The 18,623-nt window shown below is 61.0% G+C and carries 18 protein-coding genes and 1 tRNA gene; 8 read left to right on the forward strand and 11 right to left on the reverse strand.

Translation table 11 applies throughout. The features are described 5' to 3' along the window. The first annotated feature begins 21 nt into the window (after positions 1-21). The 3 genes from PW789_RS02460 (at position 22) to PW789_RS02470 (ending at position 3,059) form a co-directional block, all read left to right on the forward strand. Complete coding sequence (locus PW789_RS02460) at positions 22-162, forward strand: hypothetical protein (protein ID WP_299370864.1); 141 nt, start codon at positions 22-24, stop codon at positions 160-162. A gap of 123 nt (positions 163-285) precedes the next feature. After that, positions 286-2,658 (forward strand): APC family permease, encoded by a 2,373-nt coding sequence (locus PW789_RS02465; RefSeq protein ID WP_299370865.1) that lies wholly within the window; start codon positions 286-288, stop codon positions 2,656-2,658. Positions 2,659-2,798: 140 nt separating this feature from the next. Further along, positions 2,799-3,059: a hypothetical protein gene (locus PW789_RS02470; RefSeq protein ID WP_299370866.1), complete on the forward strand. Its 261-nt coding sequence runs from the start codon at positions 2,799-2,801 to the stop codon at positions 3,057-3,059. Between the two features lie 84 nt (positions 3,060-3,143). Here PW789_RS02470 and PW789_RS02475 read toward each other — a convergent pair whose 3' ends face one another. Together PW789_RS02475 and PW789_RS02480 are read right to left on the reverse strand one after the other, a co-directional pair. Then, positions 3,144-3,683: a methyltransferase domain-containing protein gene (locus PW789_RS02475; RefSeq protein ID WP_299370867.1), complete on the reverse strand. Its 540-nt coding sequence runs from the start codon at positions 3,681-3,683 to the stop codon at positions 3,144-3,146. A gap of 120 nt (positions 3,684-3,803) precedes the next feature. Further along, positions 3,804-4,226, reverse strand: coding sequence for a polymer-forming cytoskeletal protein (locus PW789_RS02480; RefSeq protein WP_299370868.1), 423 nt, complete (start codon positions 4,224-4,226; stop codon positions 3,804-3,806). Between the two features lie 297 nt (positions 4,227-4,523). Here PW789_RS02480 and PW789_RS02485 point away from each other — a divergent pair, with 297 nt between their 5' ends. Beyond that, positions 4,524-5,378 carry a hypothetical protein gene (locus tag PW789_RS02485; protein ID WP_299370869.1) on the forward strand — a complete coding sequence of 285 codons (855 nt, stop codon included), beginning with the start codon at positions 4,524-4,526 and terminating at the stop codon, positions 5,376-5,378. 6 nt (positions 5,379-5,384) lie between these two features. Here PW789_RS02485 and menC read toward each other — a convergent pair whose 3' ends face one another. The 3 genes from menC to mazG are packed head-to-tail and all read right to left on the reverse strand — an operon-like array spanning position 5,385 to position 8,179. Continuing rightward, entirely contained in the window at positions 5,385-6,512 is a 1,128-nt protein-coding gene (menC, locus tag PW789_RS02490) for an o-succinylbenzoate synthase (protein WP_299371617.1), read from the reverse strand. Positions 6,513-6,548: 36 nt separating this feature from the next. Further along, positions 6,549-7,358: a GNAT family N-acetyltransferase gene (locus PW789_RS02495; protein WP_299370870.1), complete on the reverse strand. Its 810-nt coding sequence runs from the start codon at positions 7,356-7,358 to the stop codon at positions 6,549-6,551. Beyond that, positions 7,355-8,179, reverse strand: a complete 825-nt coding sequence (gene mazG, locus PW789_RS02500; protein WP_299370871.1) for a nucleoside triphosphate pyrophosphohydrolase — start codon at positions 8,177-8,179, stop codon at positions 7,355-7,357. The genes PW789_RS02495 and mazG overlap by 4 nt, the downstream gene beginning before the upstream one ends. 79 nt (positions 8,180-8,258) lie before the next feature. Here mazG and PW789_RS02505 point away from each other — a divergent pair, with 79 nt between their 5' ends. Then, on the forward strand, positions 8,259-8,507 hold the full coding sequence (locus tag PW789_RS02505) for a DUF3311 domain-containing protein (RefSeq protein WP_299370872.1): 249 nt from the start codon (positions 8,259-8,261) through the stop codon (positions 8,505-8,507). Positions 8,508-8,536: 29 nt separating this feature from the next. Next, positions 8,537-9,682 carry a pyridoxal phosphate-dependent aminotransferase gene (locus PW789_RS02510; protein WP_299370873.1) on the forward strand — a complete coding sequence of 382 codons (1,146 nt, stop codon included), beginning with the start codon at positions 8,537-8,539 and terminating at the stop codon, positions 9,680-9,682. Positions 9,683-9,748: 66 nt separating this feature from the next. Here PW789_RS02510 and PW789_RS02515 read toward each other — a convergent pair whose 3' ends face one another. The 5 genes from PW789_RS02515 to PW789_RS02535 form a co-directional block, all read right to left on the reverse strand. After that, positions 9,749-10,378 carry an MBL fold metallo-hydrolase gene (locus PW789_RS02515; RefSeq protein WP_299370874.1) on the reverse strand — a complete coding sequence of 210 codons (630 nt, stop codon included), beginning with the start codon at positions 10,376-10,378 and terminating at the stop codon, positions 9,749-9,751. A 69-nt stretch (positions 10,379-10,447) separates the two neighbouring features. Continuing rightward, on the reverse strand, positions 10,448-10,741 hold the full coding sequence (gene secG / locus PW789_RS02520) for a preprotein translocase subunit SecG (protein ID WP_299370875.1): 294 nt from the start codon (positions 10,739-10,741) through the stop codon (positions 10,448-10,450). Between the two features lie 35 nt (positions 10,742-10,776). Then, positions 10,777-10,861: transfer RNA gene (locus tag PW789_RS02525), tRNA-Leu, on the reverse strand. A gap of 146 nt (positions 10,862-11,007) precedes the next feature. Next, positions 11,008-11,562 carry a sigma-70 family RNA polymerase sigma factor gene (locus PW789_RS02530; RefSeq protein ID WP_299370877.1) on the reverse strand — a complete coding sequence of 185 codons (555 nt, stop codon included), beginning with the start codon at positions 11,560-11,562 and terminating at the stop codon, positions 11,008-11,010. 60 nt (positions 11,563-11,622) lie between these two features. Continuing rightward, positions 11,623-12,336: an HAD family hydrolase gene (locus PW789_RS02535; protein ID WP_299370880.1), complete on the reverse strand. Its 714-nt coding sequence runs from the start codon at positions 12,334-12,336 to the stop codon at positions 11,623-11,625. A 134-nt stretch (positions 12,337-12,470) separates the two neighbouring features. On the opposite strand from PW789_RS02535, the gene PW789_RS02540 reads away from it, so the two are divergent. Then, positions 12,471-15,494, forward strand: coding sequence for a serine/threonine-protein kinase (locus PW789_RS02540; RefSeq protein ID WP_299370882.1), 3,024 nt, complete (start codon positions 12,471-12,473; stop codon positions 15,492-15,494). A gap of 24 nt (positions 15,495-15,518) precedes the next feature. On the opposite strand, the gene uvrC is transcribed toward PW789_RS02540, so the two are convergent. After that, positions 15,519-17,498, reverse strand: a complete 1,980-nt coding sequence (gene uvrC, locus PW789_RS02545; protein ID WP_299370884.1) for an excinuclease ABC subunit UvrC — start codon at positions 17,496-17,498, stop codon at positions 15,519-15,521. A 300-nt stretch (positions 17,499-17,798) separates the two neighbouring features. Between uvrC and PW789_RS02550 the strand changes: the two genes are divergently transcribed. Further along, entirely contained in the window at positions 17,799-18,566 is a 768-nt protein-coding gene (locus PW789_RS02550; protein ID WP_299370886.1) for an OmpA family protein, read from the forward strand. Positions 18,567-18,623 lie beyond the last annotated feature (57 nt).

The following is an 18,623-nucleotide window of genomic DNA, read 5'->3' on the forward strand; positions in this document are numbered from 1 at the left end:
GCGGCTTACAATAGGACACGTATGGATGCCCTCGTCCGCCTTCTGTCCGCGATCCTCGTTCCGCTCTTCTTCGCCGGGATGATCGGCTCTCTTCTGGTCGTGATCTTTACGGTCATCCGCGACCTGAGCGAGATCTTTACCAGCGACGACGAGGCGGAATAATCTCCCGCTGCGGCTTCCTCCCGCAAAAGAGATCATTGACGCTGCGATGCGGCCCTCTTAAACTAGATAGCTGATGGATGGGTGGTTTATGGACGCAAAGGCTGCAACGGCGTCCGCATAATAATGGCTTCTGAAAAGCAAACTGTCGCTCTCCCACAATCCAACCGCGTGCGCCTGGTGGTGGCGTCCTCGGTGATGCTCACGTTTATTTCTTTCTGGCGTGCAGCGGCGATTGTTCTCAATGACTTAGGCTCTTCCGCATTCTATGCGGGCGGTCTCGCGGAAGAGGCCGTCGGCAAATCCGCCCCCTGGCTCATCCTCGGCGTCGTCTTTTTTGCCTACGCCGTGCGTGCCGTGTACGTCGAAAGCTGTTCGATGTACACCCGCGGCGGAGTCTACCGCATCGTCAAGGAAGCCCTCGGCGGCACCTTCGCCAAGATCAGCGTCTCGGCGCTGATGTTCGATTACGTTCTCACCGGCCCCATCTCCGGCGTCTCAGCCGGCCAATACATCGTTGGCATGCTGAACGATCTCTTCGCCTACGGAGCGCATTACTTCCATTGGGTGACCATCCCCTATATGAGGCCCGACTTCTCCTCGGCTGGCATCGCCGTCATCATCACCATTTATTTCTGGTGGCAAAACATCAAGGGCATCGAGGAGTCCAGCCAGCGCGCCCTCGACATCATGAAGATCACCACCGTCATGGTGGTCATCCTTCTGGGCTGGGGAACCTATACCGTCGTTCATCGCGGAGCGCAGCTGCCCCCGCTGCCCCTCCCCTCCAATCTTCACTTCAGCGCCGACGCACTCGGCTTCCTGAAGGGCACCCACTTTGCCACCTCGCTCGGCCTCTTCGGCGTTCTGATGGCCTTTGGCCACTCCGTCCTCGCCATGAGCGGCGAAGAGTCGCTCGCCCAGGTCAATCGCGAGATCGAGCACCCCAAGCTCAAGAACCTCAAGCGCGCCGCTCTCGTCATCGCGACCTACAGCTTCTTCTTCACCGGCCTTTGCTCTTTGCTCGCCGTGATGATCATCCCCGACGACGTCCGCGTTCACGTCTATCGTGACAATCTCATCGCCGGCATGGCCATGTACATGGTCGGCCCCGATGTGCTGAAGCTTATCTTCCGCGGCTTCGTCGTCGTCGTCGGTTTCCTCATCCTCGGCGGAGCGGTCAACACCGCCATCGTCGGCTCCACCGGCGTCCTCATGCGCATCGCCGAAGACGGCGTGCTCACCGACTGGTTTCGCAAGCCGCAGAAAAAGTACGGCACCAGCTACCGCATCGTGAACCTCGTCGCGGGAATGCAGCTGCTGGTCATCCTGATGACACACGGCAACGTCGTCGTCATCGGCGAGGCCTATGCCTTCGGCGTTATCTGGAGCTTCACCTTCAACGCCCTCGCCATGCTCGTACTGCGCTGGAAGTACAAGGGCGAACGCGGCTCCAAGGTTCCGTTGAACCTTCGTCTCGGTAAGGTAGAGATTCCCTTCGGCCTCTTCTCCGTCTTCCTTGTTCTGCTCACCACGGCTATCGTCAATCTCTTCACCAAATCTGTGGCCACGGTCAGCGGCATCATCTTCGCCGCCGCGTTCTTCATCATCTTCTCGCTCTCAGAACGCAACAACAAAAAGCGCCACGATCTCGCCACCCGCCAGATGCGCGAGCACTTCCAGCTCGAGCACCAGGACACCGTCGGCTGCTCCGCTCTTGAGATCCGGCCCGGCTCCGTCATCGTCACGATGCGCGACTCCGCGTCTCCCTTCGCGCTCAAGTGGGCCCTCACCCACACCAACGCCGAAGAGCAGGACATCGTCGTCCTCGCCGCGCGCATGATGGGCGCCGGAGGTCCCGAGTACGTCGACGCCTCCGAACAGCTCTTCAGCGAGCACGAGCAAATGCTCTTTACCAAGGCGGTGTCTGTCGCAGAGAGCTTCGGCAAGCACATTTCCCTGCTCGTCGTCCCCGCGGGCGATATCTTCGCCGCACTGGTGCAGACCGCAAACTCCCTCGACGCCGCAGCCGTCATCTCCGGCCTTTCCAGCAAACTCACCGCTGAAGAGCAGGCTTACCACGTCGGCCAGGCATGGGAGGCTCTCGCCGAACCCAAGCGTCAGTTCACCTTCTACGTCATCAAGCCAGACGGTGAATCCCTCAGCTTCCACATCGGTCCGCACGCTCCCACGATCCAGCCCGATGAGGTTCAGTTAGTACATCGCCTCTGGCTCAATCTCCGCCGCCAGCCCGAGATGCGCAACCTGCATCACAGCGATATCGTCACCTATGCACTCACACGCATGGCCAACGAATTTTCCCGTGACAAGCAAGCCACGCTGCAGGGCCTGAAGCAGTGCATCGAACAGACGAACCATCGACGCAAGTTAGGCAGCACCTATCGCGAAGAGATGGACGAATCTGGACCTGGCTATGCAATCCGCCCCCGGCCAGAAGTTAGCCAGTCCAAAGAAGTTAGTACGGCTTCAAAAGCCTAACCCATTCTCTGCCGTGATTTGCAGGTTCTATCTGACTTCTGTATGGTCAATGTGAGAGATCTTACTCTCCGAGTAACTTGCTGTAAGATCTCCTAACAACAATTTCATATGTTCTAGGTTGAAGTTCCAGGAGGCTCTTCGTGGAAGTTAGTCGCATTCTCGCTGAGATTGATGCTCAGATTCTCAAACTGCAGCAAGCCCGTGCACTCCTTGCGGGAGCGGATGCGCCCGTTCGCATCGGCCGCGGCCGTCCCAAGGGAAGCACGAAGGCAGCTACCGTCAAGGCCGCAGCCGCCAAGCCTAAGGGCAAGAGAAAGCTCACGCCGGAAGGCCGCAAGCGCATCGCAGACGCCATGAAAAAGCGCTGGGCAGACAGGCGTAAGCAGGCAGCCAAGAGCTAACACATCCTGTAGCAATAAATAGAGCGCGGCCATCGCCGCGCTCTATTTATTGCTACATTCGACTTACCGGAAAGCACCGTGACACTAACGCGTCACAATCACCTCGCGCAGATTATCCTTCGCCAGAAAAAACCGGTACGCGCTATAGTCCTTCAGCAAAGTCTCCACCTTGCGGTTGCTATAGATCTGCACCACCGGATAACTCCCCGCCTTCTGAATCTCCACCATCTCAGTGTCCGTGAGGTGGTATCGGCAAAAGCTAGCCGCAGGATCTGCCGTGGCATGAAAGAACGCCAGCATCAGACCGCCGGGCTCCATCACCTCATGCAGTCTCGATAGCACAGGCTCAACCAGGGACTCCGGCAAATAATCGGCTGTGTCCCATAGGATGACCACATCGAACTTGCGTCCGGAAAAGTTCAGGTTCGATTCCAGAAAGCTTCCTACATCGAACTTCGTCTCTCCGTCCTCACCCGCAACCATCCACTCCGGCTTCAGAGCCTCTTCCACAAGATTCGCCATGTAGATGCTGTGGCCGAGGCTCGTAATGTAATTGATATTGGTCGAAGACGTTGGTCCAATATCCAGCACCCGCAGCGATTCCTGCGACTTCAGGTGCTTCAAAAGTTCCTTCCACCCACTGGAATGCCTCGGTACGCGGTTTGCAGAGGCGCCTTTATTCCCACCGGAGCCTTCACTGCCACCGAAGATATTACGCATATCGTCGCTTGGTTCCCTTCTTGTCTAGGACTGCGATTCCAGAATCAGCGGCTTCTGCCCCGCATGCGTCTCTGTATGGTGAGCAACCGGCGGCATCACTTCGACCTGCCGCTCCGGCGCGCCCGAAAGCTCTACTTTGCCCTTCAGCTGGGCGTTCTCCTCGATCGAAAGGCGTCCGCCGAAGATATCTCCCTCCACAACCGCCGAATGCCTCAGATCGACACGGCCCGAAACATGCAGCGTGCCCTTCAGCCGTCCGTACACCACCAGGTTCCGTACCTTGATGTCCGCGGCCACCCGTGCATTCGGGCCGATCGTCAGGCTATTCTCCGGCAGCGAGATCGTGCCTTCGATATCTCCGTCCATCACAAGATCTTCGTTCCCCGAGACCTCGCCTCGTATGGTGACCGACTTCCCAATCACGGTAGAACCCTCTGCTGGCTTCATCTGTCTCTCGCTCTCTTATGTCGATCTGCACGATTACGTCTGGCGGAAGAATACCCAACGCCCACCCCGTGAAGCAAACTTGAAAACTTCTCAGGCCTCTTCAGCGTCACACGTAAGATGGGGTTGTCACTCTTTAAAGAGGAGCAGCTCGGCAGGCAAAGAGCACGCGGGGGCCGATTGGTTCGTTTACATTCAGCAGGAAGGTACACCGTCGGGGATCGCCACCTCGTTTCGACATCGCTTTCGACATCGCATCGTCTGCGCTCTCTCTCAGCTCTGCCCGCAGCATTCGCTTTCGTGCTCGTTGTGGCTCTAAACGCTCTCGCAGCCTGTGCGCAGACAGCTACCCTTAGTCCCGGCATACCCGATTGGCTGCAGAAGATCCCGCCCCGCACCTGGGCCTCCGACGTCACCGCGAACACCCTCAACAATCTCCACCGCGAAGGTTCCTTCCTGCGTTACCGCGTCCATATCGTCGACGCAAAAAGCGACCGTGTGCGGGAGGTCATCGAAAGCCGCGACGGCAACGTCGCCCGACTCATCCTGTTCAACGGAAAACCACTCACCCCGGAGCAGGATAAAGCCGAGCGCGACCGTCTCACCGCGATGCTCAGCGATCCCTCAGGATTTGCCAAACACGCCAGGGGAGACGACTCCGGCAAGAAGATCGCCGATCAGCTGATCCATCTCATGCCGGAAGCCATGAATTACACCTATGTCCCAGGTCAGCCGCAGACGGGCCACAATCCGGCGGTGACCGAGATTGTCATCGACTTTGAGCCGAACCCGAAGTTTCACCCGCCGACCACCACGGCCGAGTCGCTCACAGGCCTCAGGGGACGCACCTGGATCGACCCCCAATCGCGTCAGATCGTCCGGATGGAAGGAACCATCTTCAAGGGCATCAACTTCGGATGGGGCATGCTGGCCCACATTTATCCTGGCGGCAAGCTCGTCTACGAACAATCCGACGCCGGCAACGGGCGCTGGGTTTACTCAAAGTTCGTCGAACGCATCAGCGTGCGCGCCCTCATGGTGAAGTCGCTCAACATCAGCACCGACGTCGATGCCAGCGACTTCAAGAGCATTCCGTCCATGAGCTACCAGGAGGCTATCCAACTTCTGCTTAGCACTCCCCTGCCCACAAAATAGCTTTGCTTACGCTGAGACCCGCGCCTTCGCCCGTAGCGTCTGCCGCCGCACCGTCAGCGCCTCGATGCGCTCCGGCAAAACGGTGTATCCGGAACCGATCGTCGTAGGCACAACGATCTCGCCCTTGCCGCTCACCGTCACCTCAGGCTCGATGATGTCCTGCGCCCAGTAGCGCGCCGAGGCGGAGACATCGCCCGGCAGCTTGAAGTTCGACAGCGACGACAGCGCGATATTGTGCGCCCTGCCGATGCCCGTCTCCAGCATGCCACCGCACCACACCGGAATCCCGCGCTCTGCCGCGACGTTGTGTACCGCGATCGCCTCGCTGAAGCCACCCACGCGGCCTACCTTGATGTTGATGATCCGGCACGACTCCATATCGATCGCCGCCAGCGCATCGCGCCGGTTGCGAATCGACTCATCCAGGCAGATCGCCGTCTCAATCCTCTTCTGCAGCATCGAGTGGAAGTAAAAGTCGTCGAACCACAACGGCTGCTCTGCCATCAGAAGCTTGAACTGGTCCCACGACGCAATATGGTCGAAGTCCTTCATCCGGTAAGCCGAGTTCGCATCGCAGCTCAACAGGATCTCCGGCCATCGCTTCCGCACCATCTCGAAGATCTTCGTGTCCCAGCCCGGCTTGCACTTCAGCTTGATGCGCTGATAGCCCGCCGCTAGCTCCGTCTCGATCTTCTCCATCAGCTTCTCCGGCGTCGGCTGAATCCCGATCGAGACCCCACACGGAATTACCTCGCGCGTACCGCCCAGCAGCTGCGCCAGCGAAATCTTCTCCATCTGCGACTCAAGATCCCAGACCGCGCTCTCCAGAGCGGCCTTCGCCATCCTGTGCCCGCGCACCTGCTTCAGCGCATCCGGCACACTCCCGCCACCATCGAGCTCCGCCTCCAGCAGACGCGGAATCAGCTCTGTCTCCGTAATGATCCACGCCGTATCGATCATCTCGTCGCTGAAGTACGGATGCTCGCCGGCCACGCACTCGCCCCACGCCGTCAGCCCTTCGGCCTCAATCTCTACCAGCAGGATCCTGCGCGTCGTCGTCAGCCCGAAGCTGGTCTCAAAGGGATGAGCCAGCGGCATATTGATCTCCCGCATGTGAATCGCATCAATGTGAATCATCGTCATCCCGTCTTTCCGAACGTCGCCGTTCCGTTACCTGCTCTTCTCTTCAGGACGCCTCGCATCGTAGCTGCGGGTCTGCTCCAGTTCGTCGTTCCACGGTGCCAGCACAAAGCTTCCATTGCCCTCACCGTCGCGCTCATATCCCACGACCGCCAGGCCCCGCGCAAACGCCGACTCCAGCGCGTGGCGATTGTCCATCTGCACCTGCTGCGCCTTTCCCCTCAGCTCCGGGTCCTGCTTCCACTGGTAAATCGTGTGCGGAACGTCGATGCGTTCCACCGACTCTCTCGGCGTCGCCTCCCCGCGCAGCGTCTCCAGCACGCGCGGCGAGTTCAACCACCACTCCGCATACAGCCTATCCGTCGGCAGACCGCCCTGCAACGGAGACGACGACGGCCCATAAAAATCCGCCTTGTACCGCCTGCAGATCGCCCCAAGACGCGCAATATTCAGATACGAGTTCTTAATCTCCAGAGGATCGAAGGTCCACTCCATCAGGTCGAACCCACGCGCCATCGCATCCTCACGCTGCGCCAGCTTCAACCTCCGGCCCAGCCCGAAGTTTCTGTACTCCGGCAGTACCGCCAGCATGTGCGAGTGGATATACGAGTACCCATTCCGGTATCCCGGCAGCCCCATTGCAAAGCCGATGATCGTGTCGCCATCGAAGGCGCCCAGTACCTGCCCGCCAATCCTCTGCGCCACCAGGAACACCCGCCGCGGAATCAGGTCGCCATCGCTGTAACCCCACACCTCAAGCTGGAGCACCACGCAGCGCTCAAACTGCTCCATCGTCGTCAGCGTTTCAATGCGAATGTTGTCGCCAGTCTTCGTACTCATGCCTTCTCGTCCCGTATCTCGTCTGTCTTTGCCCGGCGCCATTCATCTTCCAACGCGTCGGCGCTCATCGCCCGCAGCTCATCCTGACCACCTGCGGATCTCTCCATTGCGCTAAACCGTCGCCGGAACTTTGCATTCGTCGCCCGTAGCGCCGACTCCGGGTCCACCTTCAAATGCCGTGCCAGGTTCACCACCGTAAACAGCAGGTCGCCCAGCTCGCCTTCTATCGCATCCTGCTTCTTCGTCTCAGCCGTCAGCTCTGCCCGCAGCTCGCCAATCTCCTCATCCAGCTTGGCAAACAGTCCCTCAGCATCCGGCCAGTCGAATCCGACCTTCGCCGCACGCGATCCCAGCTTTCCCGCCTCCAGCATCGACGGCATGGTTCGCGGCACATCTGCCAGCAGCGACTGCTCCCCCACGGCGGATGCCTTCTTCTCCTCGCGCTTGATCGCGTCCCAGTTCTTCAGCACCGTGTCGGCATCTTCAGCCTTCACGTCGCCGAAGATATGCGGATGCCGCCGGATCAGCTTCGCGTTCAAACCCGCCGCCACATCGTCGATATCGAAGTACCCGGCCTCTGCCGCCATCTGCGCATAAAACAGCACCTGCAGCAGAAGATCGCCCAGCTCATCCTTGAGCTCCGGCCACGCCCGGCGCTCAATCGCGTCGAAGACCTCGTACGTCTCCTCCAGCGTATGCCGCTTGATCGTATCGAAGGTCTGCTCCCGGTCCCACGGACAACCATCCGGCCCGCGCAGGCGAGCCATAATCGCCACCGCCTCAGCCAGCGGCGCCTTATCCTTCTGATCGTTTGAAGCCATCGCTTTCATTACTTTACCCGATGCCCTTCCGGGCAATTTCGCTCGCCCCCGGCCATCAATTCAAGTATCCTGTGCCTGCATGCACACGCCCTCATCCAGCGCCCCCCGGCCAGTCACGCCTCCAACCGCTGGCGGCAGCAAAATCGGCTGGAAGCTGCTGCTCATCATCCCCTATCTGGGTCTCTGCTTCCCGGCGTTCTACGCGCGCCTCACGCCCACGTTCTTTGGATTCCCCTTCTTCTACTGGTACCAGTTCCTCTGGGTCATCCTCACCTCTGCCCTCCTCGGCTTCATCTACCTCAAGCTCAAAGACCCCCAGAACGACTGACCCCCGCCCTATCCAGCTAACATAGTTACGTGACGCAGCGTTTCTCTTCACGCACCAGCTGGGACCTCGGCGAGAGCAGCTTCGCCCGTTCCATCCGCGAGGCCCGCGCCGCCGGACGGCCCCTCCTCGACCTCACCGCCTCCAACCCCACCGCCTGCGGCTTTACCTACGACCGCGACGCCATTCTCGCCCCCCTCTCCGATCCCCGCGCCCTCGACTACGATCCCGACCCTCGCGGCATGCTCTTCGCCCGCCAGGCCGTCTCCGCCTACTACGCCGACCACAGCGCCGCCGTCGATCCCGCCGCCATCAACCTCACCACCAGCACCAGCGAGGCCTACGGCTACCTCTTCCGCCTCCTCTGCAACGCCGGCGACGAGATCCTCGTCCCCCAGCCCAGCTACCCCCTCTTCGACTACCTCGCAGACCTCCAGGACGTCCGCCTCCAGCCCTACCCCCTCTTCTACGACTACGGCTGGTGGATCGACCTCGCGCTCCTTGAGCAGCGCATCACCTCCCGCACCCGGGCCATCCTCCTCGTCCACCCCAACAACCCCACCGGCCACGCCACCCGCCGCCACGAACGCGAATGCCTCGAGGCCATCTGCCTCCGCCACAACCTCGCTCTCATCGTCGACGAAGTCTTCCTCGACTACCCCCATCCCTCCAGCGCCGTCGAGAGCTTCACCCTTGGCCCCCATCCCGCCCTCACCTTCGTCCTCAGCGGCATCAGCAAGATCGCCGCACTCCCCCAGATGAAGGTCGGCTGGATCGCCTCCCTCGGCCCCGCCGACCTCCGCGACGAGGCCCTCGCCCGCCTCGAGGTCATCGCCGACACCTTCCTCTCCATGAACGCCCCCGCCCAGTACGCCCTGCCGCACTGGCTGGGGTCCCGCGCGAAGATCCAGCAACAGATCCTCCAGCGCGTCTCCTCTAACCTGGACACCCTGCGCCGCTCCAGCCTCACAGCGCTCGCCTCCGACGGAGGCTGGAGCAACATCCTCCGCCTGCCTCGCCTCGGCCTCGAGACCCACGACCTCCTCGACGCAGGCGTCATCGTCCACCCCGGCTCCTTCTACGGCATCGCCGAAGCCGGACGCATCGTCGTCAGCCTCATCACCCCGGAAGAGGTATTTCGTGCCGGAATTGCACAGATCGAAAAAGACGCAAAATAATCGGTTAGCGCCCTTGGTTCACATCAAGTTTAACTTCACTAAATTCAATATAAGTATCTGAAAAAGCTAGTTTTGAAGAAATGGATTCATGACACGCTCTTCACCGATCGTCGTGTTCGGGCCGTGACCCGGAACCACGTACACGTCATCCGGCAGCACCAGCAGCCGGTCATGAATCGACCGGATCAGCTGCCTCGTATCCCCACCCGGCAGGTCCGTACGCCCCACCGATCCCGCAAACAGCGTATCCCCCGCGATCAGAACCGAATGCTCCGGCAGGTACAGGCAGCTGCTCCCCTGCGTATGCCCCGGCGTGTGCAGCACAACGCCTGAGATCCCTTCCACCGTCACCGTCTGCCCATCCGTTATGGCAATATCAGGCGGGAGAACCTCGGGGGTCGCGATGCGCAGCCACGAGGCCTGCTCGTCCATCATCTTCACCAGCGGGATGTCGTTCTGGTTGTAGAGAATCGGAGCTCCGGTCAGCCGCTTCAGCTCCTGCGCCCCGGCGATGTGATCGATGTGGGCGTGCGTAATGACAATCTGTTTGACCGTCAAGCCATGACGATCCAGCACCGCCTGAATCGCCGGAATGTCATCTCCGGGATCGACGACGATCGCCTCGCGTGAGGTCTCGTCTCCAAGAATCGAACAGTTACACTGCAGCAGGCCGACGGGCAGAATCTCGTGAATCATAGGAAAAGGTTACGGCAAAAAGAAAACGCAGGCACAAGGCCTGCGTTCTTTTCAAAATCCGTTTGCCGATTACTTGGCCGGGGTGCTCTGCTGAGTCGGCGTGTGCCCCGAGAGGACCGAGTCGTTCGCCGAAGCACGCGACATAAGTATCGTGAGACCGATCGAGGTCAGCATGAAGACGATCGCCGAGTAGGTCGTGAGGCGCGTCAGCAGGTTGGCTGCGCCGCGAGGACCGAATGCGGTCTGCGAACCCTGGCCACCGAATGCTGCTGCCAGATCAGCCGACTTGCCCTGCTGCAACAGAACCACGCCAACCATGAACAGCGCGACCAGAACATGAATGACGACGAGCGCGATAACCATCGGTGGGGTAAACCCTTCCCAGAAAATATGTGGATTGGTGCGGAGGAGGGGACTTGAACCCCTATGCCTTGCGGCGCAAGCACCTCAAGCTTGTGCGTCTGCCAATTTCGCCACCTCCGCATTGGCTCTGCACTGCAGGCTGCCATGTAAAGCGGTGAGCAATCCGAGATTCAGTATAGCACCACGAAGCTGTTTGTGTGCGAGTGAGTTAGGGGTTTCCTTTTCAACAACTCGTACCTCAAAAAATGCCCCGGGGCTCCTGCCCTTTACGGCTGCGTCGGCTGAGCACAGCTGCAATCCAGGCACCCCGCCCCTGCGCAGCTTCCGCATATCTGTTGCAGGCTCTTCGCCAGCGCCTTTCGCGCACGAAACACCCTCACCGCCGCATTACCGGTAGTGATCCCCGCCCCCTGCGCGTACCGGTCCACCCCGCCCTCAGTCAGATCGATGCCCCGCAGCGCGTCCGCATACTCCGGCTTCATCGCATCAACTGCCCGATCCATGCATCGGCAAAGGTTCGGCTGTATCACCGGAATTGCGGCCGCATCAAACCCCTCTGCCATCGGTTCCACCACCCGAGTCTCCACTGCGCGACGCCGGTAGTCGTCGATAATGGCGTTGCGCAGCATCCGGTAAAACCACGCCCGCCCCGCCGCCAGGTCTCGAAGGCCTTCGACCTGCGCCAGAGCACGCAGATACACCGTCTGCAACAGGTCTTCCGCGGCTGCCCTATCGTTCAGACGCCGCTGCACAAACCCCAGAAACTGCTCACGCTCCGCCAGCAGCTCCTCGATGACCGCCTTTGTCGCCTGCTCACGCACCGTCTCTCCACACATCCCTGTTTAAACAGATGCTCCAAGGCCACCAAACGAACGTAGCTGCTAGAAATGATCCAGCAGGTCGCCGAACCGGCTCAACTGCAGCAGCTGCTGGCCTGCCGGAGCGACCTGCACCGTCTCATGCTCCAGTACCCACGTAAACTCGTGCGGAATAAAGACCGCATGCAGCCCCGCGCTCAGCGCCGGATTGATATCCGACCGCGGACTGTTCCCGATCATCCACGTCCGCTCCCGCTCAAAAAGATGCCGCTCTGTCAGCTCCAGATACGCCTCGGGATGCTTCTCCGGCAGAACCTCGACACCCGCGAAGTGGCGCTCCAGCCCGGAGCGCTTCAGCTTCCCTGTCTGCTCCGCACTATCGCCCTTGGTCACCAGCACCAGACGATGACGCCTCGCAAGCTCCGCCAGCGTATCGCCCACGGTAGGCAGCAGCTCAATGTCGTGTTCATGGATGATGTCCGCAAACCTGTCGATCTGCGCCCGCTGCTCGCCCGTCACCGTCTCCGACGAGAGCTCCGCAAAGCAGTCCGCCAGCGACTGGCGAAAGCTCACCAGCCCATAGCCCCGCGCTGCGATCGTCCTGTGCTCGCAATGATTCAGGTGCTCTCTTACCTCTGCCGGCGTATGCACCTTGTGATCGAGATACGAGATGAAACCCGCAATCGCCCGCTCGAAGTAGACATTGTTCTCCCACAGCGTATCGTCGGCGTCGATCAGCAGGGTCTGCGGCAGCGTGCGGGTCAGGGGAAAGTTCACACGGCATTATAAAAGACCCATTACCTCTTTAGTAAACACCGCTAACGGGTCATGGCTCCCCCTCCCCTGGGTCGATATCCTGTCCACGCGGCCGGAGATTCCGGTCCTCGATCCCTCCTGCTTCTCAGAGGCGCATGACACCTGAAGTCGGCCAGATGTTCGGGCCCTACGAGATTCTCGGCAGACTCGGTTCCGGCGGCATGGGCATCGTCTTCCTGGCCTGGGATCGCCGCCTTCACCGTGAAGTCGCCATCAAGGTCATTCGGCAGAACCACCACCTCCCCGGAATCGAGCAGCGCTTTCTGCAGGAGGCGCGCACCTCCTCCCGTCTCAACCACCCCAACATCTGCACAATCTTCGACATCGGGGAGCAGGACAGCATTCCCTACTTCGTCATGGAGCTGCTCGAAGGCGAGACGCTCAAAGAACGCATCCGCCGCAGCGTTCTGACGATCGACGAACTGCTGATGTACACCCGCGAGGTCGCCGATGCCCTCGTTGCCGCACACGCCCGCAATATCGTGCATCGCGATATCAAGCCAGCCAACATCTTCCTCGTCCGCAACCCCAAAGCCCCCGCGCAGGTTAAGGTGCTCGACTTCGGACTCGCCAAGATCGATCGCAAGGCTGCACCGCCGAGTGTACTTTCCAGTACCACAGCATCCTCTTCACTCGACCTCACCGTCGAAGGCCTCACCGTCGGCACCGTGGCCTACATGTCGCCCGAACAGACTCGCGGCGAGGATCTCGACATCCGCTCCGACCTCTTCTCGCTCGGCGTCGTCATGTACGAGATGGCGACTCGCCGCCTGCCCTTTGTCGGCAACAATAACGACGACGTCTACGCGCAGATCCTCAACGGCCAACCGGAGTCCCCGCGCAACTGGAACGACTCCATCTCGCGCGACCTCGAACGCATCATCCTGAAGCTGCTCGCCAAGGAACGTGGCGAACGCTTCCAGTCCGCCACCGAACTTCTGACGGCGCTCGACCGCCTTCCCGGCCGGATCTCTCTCGGCAGCTGGCTCCGAAAGCAGGAGGCCGCTCCCGTCGTTCCGCTCGTTCCTGCCTTCGAGCCGGTCGCGCGCGACCGCCGTCGCAGCCGTCGCAGCAGCGGCTCTCATCACATCGCGGCAGGCCAGACTCCCAATGAACCATCCCCGGCGCCGCAGCTCGCCTCTCAAGCAGCTACCATCCATAGCTCGGACGCCAACAAGATAGACCCCCTCCCGCCCGCTCCCGTACTTCGCGGCTCAGGCATCAATCAGTTCGAATTCGAAGACAGGGATCCCGTCGCAATGAGCGCTGCTCCCTCTTCCCCTCCACCCGCCTCTCGACGCCGAGTGACGTTACGCCTCATCGGGTTGGCCGCTGCCCTCGCCGTCGTCGCTGGAGCCAGCATCATCAGCCACGGTGGCCCCTTCCACCCCTCTTCGCTCGACTCCAGAGACGTCCTCCTGCTCACGCGCATCGAAGATCGAACCGGCGAAAAGCTCGATGGCGTAGCCCTTGAAGGGCTCTCGCTCTCGCTCTCCCAATCGCAGACCCTGGCCACGCGCGGCGAAGGCACCTACCTGGCCGGGCTTCGTCAGCTCAATGCCAGCACCAGCGACACCGCCTTCCCGCGCGCCGTCGCGCAACGGGTCAACGCCAGCGCGTACCTTACAGGCGAAGTGACCCACCCAGACGGACCCGATCACAAGGCCTACAGCCTCCACATCGAGGTGCGGCGAACCAGCTCCGACGCCATCCTCTCTTCACTGACGGAGAAGGCGGCAACTCCCGCGGAGATCCCCTCCGCGCTCGACCGGATCAGCCATATCTTGCGTCGCCAGCTCGGCGAGCCCCGCACAGCGCTCACTCGCTCCGACCAACCTCTTCGCGTGATGGCGACCAGCAACCTCGCGGCTCTGCGCAGCTACTCCGAAGGCGATATCGCCGCTCAGTCCGGCCGCCCCCTCGATGCCATCGTGGCCTTCCGCAACGCCACAGCGCAAGCTCCAGCCTTCTCGCAGGCGCATCTCCAACTGGCGTGGCTCTACTCGGCGCAGCACGCCGAGGTCGCAGCCGCCGAATCGGCGAAGCTTGCCAGCTCCAATGCGAAGGAGAGCGGCCAACGCATACAGTTGCTGGCAAGCTTTGCCTCACAGATGCTTGAGTCCGGAGATTACAGCCGCGCCGAGCAGACCATCCGCGACTACAACCGCAGCTTCCCCAACGATCCAGACGGCATGCTCGGCCTCGCCCGCGTCCTCCGCGCTCAAGGCCATCCCGTCGAATCCCTCCTCGCCGCGCAACAGGCTTACAGCGACGACCCCTTCCGCGGCGGCGCCTACACTGAAGCGGAGTTCGACATGATCGCGCTCGATCGCTTCCTCGATGCACTTCATCTTGAGCAGCACGCCAGCACCCTCGGCGTCCTTCCCGAACACGCCGGCATCCCCGCCAGCTACCTCGCCAACCGCCCCGATCTGCTCCTGCAGCAGGCGCACGCGATCGAAGATCCCTCCTCCGCTCACCGCTCGCCCACCCCCGGGGAACTCGCCGCCTACGCCGTCTCCCTCGATAACGCCGAGCGATGGGATGAGGCCGAGCAGGTCTGGACCCGCGCCGCCGCCATGGCTTCCACCGTGCCCGGCCTGCAATCGGCGGCCGTCTATATCCTCAATCTCGCCGCCCTCAATCGCTCCCTCGCAGGCCGCTGCTCCGACGTCGCAGATCTGCTTCGCATGAACAACACCGTCGATCGCGGGCCCGTCGCCACCTTCCGGGGTGGCATGGCTGCTGCCATCTGCGGTCACGACGAAGAGGCCGTAGCCGCCATCGACGCTCTGCAGCGCATCCCCGCCAACAGCTCTCCCGTCACCCACTACGGACCGGCGGAGCTTCGCGCCGCCATCGCCATCAATCACAAAGAGCCTGAGCAGGCGCTGCGGCTTCTCGATCGCGCCGACTCACCGTCAGACCCCACCCTGCTCCCGTACCTGCGCGCCTGCGCCTTCGGCCAGCAGGGTCGCCTTCAGCAGCAGGACGACAACCTTCGCTCCATCGCCGATCACCAGGGCATCATCTATCTCACCGGCATCAGCATCTATCGCCAGGCAAAGATGTCACTCGATCACACCACACCACCCACGCAGGTCGCCCTGAGACAGTAACTGCATGCTGACACTCGTCTCCCGCTACGGCTCCTGCGGCCACACCGGCAGCACCGCGCGGCTCTCCTGCTCGAAGTAGCCACGGATACGTTCCGCAGTCGCTGCATTCACCACCGCCGTCAACGCATCTGGCGACGCCTGTCGAATCCCGCGCAAACTTCCGAAGTGCTCCAGCAGACGCTGCCTCGTCCGCGGCCCCACTCCCGGAATCGCCAGCAGCTCCGAGTCGCGGTCGCGCATCTCGCGGCGCTTGCGGTGATAATTGATCGCAAACCGATGGCTCTCATCGCGGATCTTCTGCACCAGGTGCAGCACCGGCGATCGACGATCCAGCACCACAGGATCATTCTCCTGCCCGTACACGTAGATCACTTCCTCTCGTTTCGCAATCGACGCCAAAGGCTGCAGCGTCACGCCAATCTCATTCAACGCATCCGCCGCTGCGTGCAGCTGTCCCAGGCCACCGTCGATCAGAATCAGCGAAGGAAACGGCTTCTTCTCCTCCAGCAGGCGCTTGTACCGGCGATGGATAATCTCGCGCATCGAAGCAAAGTCATCCACGCCCGTCACCGTCTTCACCTGGAACTTGCGGTAGTCTGACTTCTTCATCGCGCCGTCTTCCCACACCACCATCGAAGCAACCGTCTCCGCTCCCTGGATATGCGAGATATCGAAGCACTCGATCCGCTTCGGCGTCTCCTCCAGCATCAGCGCATCCTGCAACGCCTCCGCGATCATCTTCTGCGAAGGCTGCAGCACACGGAACCGCTGATCGAATGACTGCTTCGCATTCTGCCCCACTAGATCCACCAGCGAACGCTTCTCGCCGCGTTGTGGAGCGGCGATCTCTACGCGATGCCCCGTTCTCTCTGCCAGCAGCTCCGTCAGCACCGCGCGATCCGGAAAGTCCACCGGCACCAGGATGGATCGCGGCACATACCCCTGGTCCAGATACAGCTGCTTCAGCAGAGCCGAGAAAAATCCGGACGGACTGAACGGAACTCCCGGCTCGGACACTGCGCCATGCTGCATCGCCGCTGCTCCCTCTCCAGCCTCCGGTGCGGAGACGCGAGGATCGGGCTCCATCGACGAACTCTCTTCCTCATCACTCTCCTCCGCGACATCGCCCAGGTTCGCAAGGTCCGGCAGATCCTCCCAGAAAAAATCGCGACGGTCCACGATCTTGCCCGAGCGCATATGAAACAGATTCACCGCCAGCATCTCGTTCTCATAATGAAAGCCGAAGACATCGGCATCTTCGTTCTCCGCCGTCGCAATCCTCTGCTTGTCCAGCATCTGGTGGACCGTCGTCACCTGATCCCGCAGGCGCGCCGCCATCTCATACTGCTCTGCTGCAGCCGCCTCCTGCATTCGCTCCGTCAGACGACGCTCCAGCTCCCCCGGACGCCCTTCGAGAAACAACTGCACATCCCGAATCGCCTGCCGGTAGTCTTCCGGCGTCGTCAGCCCCTCGACGCACGGCCCCAGGCAGCGCTTGATGTAGTACTGCAGGCAGGCCCGCGGATGATAACGCGACAGATCCACCTTGCAGCTCGGAATAAGAAAGCTGCGATGGATCAGGTCCACCAGCCGGTAAGCCAGGTTCCCCGGAAAGTACGGGCCGAAGTATGCGCTGCCGTCCTTGCGCAGCTTGCGCGTCACAAACACCTTCGGGTAGCGGTCCCCCATCGTCAGCTTGATGTATGGATATGTCTTGTCGTCCCGCAGCAGGATGTTGAAGCGCGGCTTGCGCTGCTTGATCAGGTTGTTCTCAAGTGCCAGCGCCTCGTGCTCATTGGCCACCGTGATGTAGTCCACATCGACGGCCTCGCGCATCAGCGTGCCGGTCTTCGCGTTCGCCTGCGACGCCTCCAGAAAATACGACCGCACCCTCGCCCGCAGGTTCTTGGCCTTGCCGACATAGATCACCTCTCCCTCGGCGTTCTTGTACAGGTAGCAGCCGGGAGAGGTGGGAAGCGTTCGTATCTTCTGGTGCAGGTCCATAGCAGTTTTCTTTAGGCCGCGGAAACGCAAGTGACGGCGGAGTGTGCACTTACCTCACCAGTCTATTCGTGTTTTCGTCGCCGGGTTGCCCGGGTAGATTTGACGCAAATCTGCAACAAAAGTTCCAGGTGCCGCCCCAACCCCAACGACAGGCCCTAAAAATCATCAAAAGATAACCAATTTATATGCAACCACTTACAAGCAAAAAGCATTTGGCACAACGATTGCATCTCAACATGATGTAGTTGACAGTTCATCTGCATCAAGCAGGTCGCTGCAACATAAGAGGAGATGACGCAAATGAGCTCCACCCAGCGCACGGAACTTGCAGTAGCTTCTATCATCAAGCCCGGTTCATTGGCCACTGCGGCCATCGCCGGAGCCCTTCTGCTCACCTTTACCACCGGCTGCTCCAGCAAGAATTACGTCAAGTCGCAGACCGCTCCCCTGGTCAACCAGACCAACAACCTCGACGCCAAGACAGCCTCCGATCACCGCACCATCGTCGACACCGACGACCGCGCCCAGAAGGGCATCGCCAAGGCACAGGGTGCGGCTGATACCGCCGACCAGCACGCCATGGCAGCAGGCCAGTCCGCAGACACCGCAGGCCGCTCCGCGCAGGAAGCCTACAACCGTGTCGACACGCTCAACGGCGTCATCGCCAACCTCGACAACTACAAGTCCATCGGCGATGTCAGCGTGACCTTCGGCTTCGATAAGTCTGCCCTCACCGCCAACGACAAGAAGACCCTCGATGACTTCGCCGCCGGCCTCGCCGACAAGCGCAGCTATATCCTGGCCGTCACCGGCGGCACCGACTCCACCGGCGACGCGAACTACAACTACGGCCTCAGCCAGCGTCGCGCCGACGCCGTCGTCAACTACCTGGCGACCAAGTATGGCATCGCTCCCCACAAGTTCTACCTGATCGGCATCGGCAAGGATCAGCAGGTTGCGACCGATGCAACCTCCGCAGGCCGTGCCAAGAATCGTCGCGTCGAAGTCAAGCTGATGACCAACATGGATCAGTCTGGCGCACCGACCACCGCGATGAACGCTCACTAATCAAACCGTCAACCCGCAACCCAACCGCAGCCCTCCCCCAACAGAAAAAGCGTCGAG

The organism is Edaphobacter sp. (assembly GCF_028283685.1).
Lineage (GTDB): Bacteria > Acidobacteriota > Terriglobia > Terriglobales > Acidobacteriaceae > Edaphobacter.

Coding starts and splice junctions, on each gene's coding strand:
- PW789_RS02460 (WP_299370864.1), top strand. CDS start 22: ATGGATGCCCTCGTCCGCCTTCTGTCCGCGATCCTCGTTCCGCTCTTC.
- PW789_RS02465 (WP_299370865.1), top strand. CDS start 286: ATGGCTTCTGAAAAGCAAACTGTCGCTCTCCCACAATCCAACCGCGTG.
- PW789_RS02480 (WP_299370868.1), bottom strand. CDS start 4,226: ATGAAGCCAGCAGAGGGTTCTACCGTGATTGGGAAGTCGGTCACCATA.
- PW789_RS02495 (WP_299370870.1), bottom strand. CDS start 7,358: ATGAGTACGAAGACTGGCGACAACATTCGCATTGAAACGCTGACGACG.
- mazG (WP_299370871.1), bottom strand. CDS start 8,179: ATGGCTTCAAACGATCAGAAGGATAAGGCGCCGCTGGCTGAGGCGGTG.
- PW789_RS02505 (WP_299370872.1), top strand. CDS start 8,259: ATGCACACGCCCTCATCCAGCGCCCCCCGGCCAGTCACGCCTCCAACC.
- PW789_RS02515 (WP_299370874.1), bottom strand. CDS start 10,378: ATGATTCACGAGATTCTGCCCGTCGGCCTGCTGCAGTGTAACTGTTCG.
- secG (WP_299370875.1), bottom strand. CDS start 10,741: ATGGTTATCGCGCTCGTCGTCATTCATGTTCTGGTCGCGCTGTTCATG.
- PW789_RS02540 (WP_299370882.1), top strand. CDS start 12,471: ATGACACCTGAAGTCGGCCAGATGTTCGGGCCCTACGAGATTCTCGGC.
- uvrC (WP_299370884.1), bottom strand. CDS start 17,498: ATGGACCTGCACCAGAAGATACGAACGCTTCCCACCTCTCCCGGCTGC.
- PW789_RS02550 (WP_299370886.1), top strand. CDS start 17,799: ATGAGCTCCACCCAGCGCACGGAACTTGCAGTAGCTTCTATCATCAAG.